Below are 3,477 nucleotides of genomic sequence, written 5' to 3' on the forward strand. Positions count from 1 at the left end.
GCGCGCCGGGACTCGGCCGCTCCTTCGCCTTCGAGCGCCTGCCCGGCCACGACGCCGCCCGCACCGAGCGCCTCCGCGCGCGCCTCGCGGCGCAGGCCCGGCCGATCGCGGTCGCCATCCACGCCTCCGACCGGAACGCCGGCGCGCTCCGGCTCGCCCAGAAGAACGCCGCCGCGGCGGGCGTCGCCGACGCGATCCGCTTCGAGCGCGCGGACGCCGCCCGCGTCGAGCCGCCCCCCGGGCCGGGGCTGTGCGCGGTGAACCCGCCGTACGGCGTGCGGCTCGACGAGGACGCTGCCCTCGCCTGGCGCGCGCTGGGCGCGCTCTTCCCCCGGCTCCGCGGCTGGGAGGTCGCGGTCCTCGGGCCCGACCGCGGGTACGAGCGGCTCCTGCCGCTCGCGCCCGCGTCCGCGCTGCCCGTTCGCAACGGCGGGCTCGCCTGCCGGCTCCTGCGTCTCTCCCCCTGACGACCCGAGGAGCGGTCGCGGTCGGTCGGCGGAGCGCCGGCGACCGCCTTCACGGGGCGGGGGATCGAGCCGCCGTGCGCTCGGCCGGGGCGTCCAGACGAGGGTGCAGGCATTCGCAGCCCGCGGGACGCACATTGGTGCCGCATGTGGAGGCAGGTCGGCGGGCGCTTCGCCCTTTTGACGCGCGCCGTGCGCCGGGCCCGGCGCCGCGCCGGGATCGGGCTGCTCACGCCCCGGGTGAAGCGCGCCGGCCCGCCCAAGATCGACGTCTCCCGCGTGGGGCACCGCTTCGGGAACCAGGTGGTCGCGCTCCGGGACGTGAACATCGAGGTACACGCCGGCGAGTTCGTGTGCCTCGTCGGGCCGTCCGGCTGCGGGAAGACCACCCTCCTCTACGCGCTCGCCGGCCACCTCGAGCCGAGCGGCGGGCGCATCACCATCGACGGCCTGCGCGTGAAGGGCCCCGGGCCGGACCGCCTGCTCGTCTTCCAGGAGCCCGCGCTCTTCCCCTGGCTCACCGTCCGCCAGAACCTCGTCTTCGCGCTCCGCGCGCGCGGCCTCTCCCGCGCCGACGCCGACGCGCGCGCCCGCGAGTACGTCGCGCGCGTCCACCTCGACGGGTTCGAGGAGACGCTCCCGCACCAGCTCTCGGGCGGCATGCGCATGCGCGTCCAGCTCGCGCGCGCCCTCGCGCTCGACCCGGCCGTGCTGCTGATGGACGAGCCGTTCGCCGCGCTCGACGCGCAGACCCGCAGCCACATGCACCAGCTCCTCCAGCAGGTCTGGCTGCGGGACCGCAAGACGGTGGTGTTCGTGACGCACGACGTGCGCGAGGCGCTCGTGCTCGGCGACCGCGTCATCGTGATGGCGGCGCGGCCCGGCCGCGTGCTGCAGGACCTGGACGTCCGGCTCGAGCGACCGCGCGATCCGGACGACGATGCGCTCGTGGAGATGTCGCGGCGCATCCGGGACGAGCTGAGGCGCGCCGAGGCGGCGGGCGCGGCGGAGGGACGGGATGCACGGATCGCTGCGGACGGGGCTACTCCTCTCGGTCCCGCTCCTCATCTGGGAGCTCCTCTCTAGGATCGGCCCCTGGCCTCACTGGCTCTTCCCCGGCCCGCTCGCGGTCGCCGCGAGCGTCGTCCACATGGCCGCGGACGGCCGGCTCGGGGCGGCCGCGGCGCGCTCGCTCGGCCGCCTCGCGCAGGGGTACGCGTTCTCGGCGGTGGCGGGGGTCCCGCTCGGCGTCCTGCTCGCGCGGAGCGCGCTCCTGCGCGGCGCGCTCCGCCCCGTCGTGCTGGGCCTGCAGGCGCTCCCGTCGATCTGCTGGCTGCCGCTCGCGATCCTCTGGTTCGGCCTCTCGGAGACCGCCATCCTGTTCGTGGTCGTCATGGGCTCCGTGCTCGCGATCGCGATCGCGACGGAGGACGCGATCGCGGGCGTGGACCCCCTCATCCTGCGCGCCGCCGGCACGCTCGGGATCCGCGGCGCGCGCTTCCACGCCGGGGTGCTCCTGCCCGCCGCGCTCCCCGGGATCCTCACCGGGCTGAAGCTCGGCTGGAGCTTCGCGTGGCGCGCGCTCATGGCGGGCGAGCTCCTCTTCGTCGCGGGCGGCCTCGGGCAGCTCCTGCAGAACGGCCGCGAGCTGCTCGACGCGGCGCAGGTCATGGGCGTCATGGCCACCATCGTCGCCATCGGCGTCGCGGTCGATCGCGTCCTCTTCCGCATCCTCGAGCTGCGCGTGCGGCGCCGCTGGGGGCTCCTCGAGGAGCCCGCGTGACGCCGCGTCTCCTCGGCCTCGCCACGCGTCGCGCGACGCGCGTCGCCGTCGTGGCGGCGGCCGCGCTCGTGCTCGCCGGCGGCTGCTCCCGCGGGCGGGGGCCCGACGCGCCGTTCCGCCTCGGCTACTTCCCGAACGTCACGCACGCCCAGGCGCTCGTGGGCGTCGACGACGGCACCTTCGCGCGGGCGCTCCCGGCGCGGCTCGAGACGCGCATGTTCAACGCGGGGCCGGCGGCGATGGAGGCGCTGCTCGCGGGCGACCTCGACGCGAGCTACGTGGGCCCCGGCCCGGCCGCGATCGCGTTCCTGCGCACGCAGGGGCAGGCGCTGCGCGTCCTCGCGGGCGCCACCTCGGGCGGCGCGGCGCTGGTGGTGAAGGACGCGCGCGTCCCCGCGGATCTCGCCGGGAAGCGCGTGGCGTCGCCGCAGCTCGGCAACACGCAGGACGTCGCGCTCCGCATGTGGCTCCGCAAGGTGGGGCTCCACGACGCGCGCGGCCAGGGGACGGTGGAGGTGACGCCGCTCGCGAACCCCGACATCCTCGCGCTCTTCGCGCGCGGCGACCTCGCCGGCGCGTGGGTGCCGGAGCCCTGGGCGTCGCGGCTCGTGGCCGAGGCGGGCGGGCGGATCCTGGTGGACGAGCGCACCCTCTGGCCAGAAGGGCGCTTCCCCACCACCCTGCTCGTCGTGTCCGCGCGCGCGCTCGAGCGGCGCCGCCCCGAGGTGCTCGCCCTCGTGCGCGCGCACCTCGAGCTCACCCGGCGCTGGGAGCAGGATCGAGCCGGCTTCGCCCGGCTCGCGAACGCGGCCTACGGGGCGCGCACCGGCAAGCCGCTCCGGGAGGCCGTGCTGCGCGACGCCTTCTCGCGCGTGGCGCCGACCGTGGACCCGCTGAAGGCGCAGCTCGAGCGCATGGCGCGCGACGCGCAGGCGCTGGGCTTCGCGCCCAAGGGCGAGCTCTCGGGTATGGTGGACGCGACCATGCTCCAGGAGATCGCGCACCGATGAGCGGGACCCCAGGGCGCACCGCCCGCCGCGCCGCCAAGCTGCTCGCGCTCACCCTCGTGTCCGTCCTCGGCGCCGGCTGCGCCGCCCGCAGCGCGGTCGCGCCGCCGCTCGACGGGGCCTCGACGTCCGCGGATCGCGACCCCACCCCGACCCCCGGCGAGGCGCCGCCGGAGCCGCCGCGGCGCGCGCCGGAGCTCGGCGCGGAGCCGGAGGCGGCGCC

General features: G+C 77.3%; 4 protein-coding genes and 1 pseudogene. All 5 read left to right on the plus strand.

The annotated features are described in order from the left end of the window. Positions 1 to 467: pseudogene (locus tag MNZ39_RS23600) on the plus strand (RNA methyltransferase); the annotation flags it as partial. A 144-nt stretch (positions 468 to 611) separates the two neighbouring features. Then, positions 612 to 1,550, plus strand: coding sequence for an ABC transporter ATP-binding protein (locus tag MNZ39_RS23605; RefSeq protein ID WP_242341528.1), 939 nt, complete (start codon positions 612 to 614; stop codon positions 1,548 to 1,550). Continuing rightward, the gene (locus MNZ39_RS23610) at positions 1,483 to 2,247 is read left to right on the plus strand and encodes an ABC transporter permease (RefSeq protein ID WP_242341529.1); all 765 of its coding nucleotides are present in this window, start codon (positions 1,483 to 1,485) and stop codon (positions 2,245 to 2,247) included. The genes MNZ39_RS23605 and MNZ39_RS23610 overlap by 68 nt, the downstream gene beginning before the upstream one ends. Beyond that, the gene (locus MNZ39_RS23615) at positions 2,244 to 3,257 is read left to right on the plus strand and encodes an ABC transporter substrate-binding protein (protein ID WP_242341530.1); all 1,014 of its coding nucleotides are present in this window, start codon (positions 2,244 to 2,246) and stop codon (positions 3,255 to 3,257) included. The genes MNZ39_RS23610 and MNZ39_RS23615 overlap by 4 nt, the downstream gene beginning before the upstream one ends. Beyond that, a partial coding sequence (locus tag MNZ39_RS23620; RefSeq protein ID WP_305037351.1) for a hypothetical protein occupies positions 3,254 to 3,477 on the plus strand: 224 nt, incomplete at its 3' end. The genes MNZ39_RS23615 and MNZ39_RS23620, both read left to right, overlap by 4 nt.

The sequence above is a fragment of the Anaeromyxobacter sp. SG66 genome, from assembly GCF_022690805.1.
Taxonomy (GTDB): Bacteria; Myxococcota; Myxococcia; order Myxococcales; family Anaeromyxobacteraceae; genus Anaeromyxobacter; species Anaeromyxobacter soli.

Coding starts and splice junctions, on each gene's coding strand:
- MNZ39_RS23605 (WP_242341528.1), top strand. CDS start 612: ATGTGGAGGCAGGTCGGCGGGCGCTTCGCCCTTTTGACGCGCGCCGTG.
- MNZ39_RS23610 (WP_242341529.1), top strand. CDS start 1,483: ATGCACGGATCGCTGCGGACGGGGCTACTCCTCTCGGTCCCGCTCCTC.